This is a genomic window from Bradyrhizobium jicamae (genome assembly GCF_001440395.1).
GTDB classification, from domain to species: domain Bacteria; phylum Pseudomonadota; class Alphaproteobacteria; order Rhizobiales; family Xanthobacteraceae; genus Bradyrhizobium; species Bradyrhizobium jicamae.
On the sequence record NZ_LLXZ01000145.1, the window covers coordinates 1 to 1,029 of the forward strand.

1 protein-coding gene is annotated in these 1,029 nt (G+C 57.1%); it reads left to right on the forward strand.

The window, feature by feature from the left end; all coding sequences use genetic code 11:
* Positions 1 to 739: 739 nt before the first annotated feature.
* Positions 740 to 1,029 (forward strand): nucleoside deaminase (locus CQ12_RS23855; RefSeq protein WP_245310102.1); only part of this gene is annotated, 290 nt, incomplete at its 3' end.

Genomic DNA, 1,029 nt, shown 5'->3' on the forward strand with positions numbered 1-1,029 from the left:
AAGGTAGAGATACCCGCCGCATGAAGCAGTCTTAAACCAACCCAGATTCGCCTTCGCGACGGAACACGCGTCCCAGCCGGGACGAAGGTGTTGGCAATCTTGAAGTCGTCCTTGCAAGCTTTACGCACCGCGCTCTTACACATCGAGATGCACCCCCCTTGAACGCCATCATGCGGCGGGTCTTGTAGAGACGACCGCGAAACATGAACCCGGAAGTGGATTCACTCTTGTCTATCGGGGTTGACACCGCGCCCGCGATTAAAGAACGGACCACTACGTAGGCACGAGCACGGTCGGTGAGCTGCTCAAGATGCGGCAGCAGGGCAGAGCACAGATCCTACCAGATTCAGCAGGTGATCCGTTTCCTAGACTGGCTATGATGCTAAAGGCGCATCTACATGCGCGTTAGTCGCCAAAAACAAGTCGTGCACCACGCAGCTAGGGAATAATCGCTATGGCCGAACATATCATCAAACCAAGGCACAAAGGTGATTCAGTAAAGAGAGCGCAAAGGACGTTGATTGAAGGACCGAGATGCCTCACACAATGCCCAGCTGACCGTTGCGAAACGATACCGGTTGTCGTCGGCTGATGACGCTGTCGACCGTCAGCCATCCCTTGTCCATTTTTCGGAAGTCTCGTCGCCGGGAGGTGGATTCAGCGGCCCAACAGTTCCAGCACAGTTTCGCAAGCTTAGGGGCGGGCCCGCGACTCAGATTGATTGAGGATACTTCGTCAGGTGAGCAACTATGATCCGCAGCTATCCGATCTGGAGTTGATGCGCCGCTGCATCGCGCTCGCCAAATCCAGCCGATCTGACGGAGAATACCCATTTGCCGCGGTCGTCGGCCGGTATGGCGAGGTCGTTTGCGAGGCGTCCAACATGGTGCGCCGCGCAAGCGACGTGACGCGCCACGCCGAGATGGTCGCGTTGTCCACCGCCCAGCAGATGCTGCATACTAGGTCGCTCCATGACTGCACGCTGTACTCTACGGTCGAACCCTGCGCCATGTGCGCCTATGCCATTCG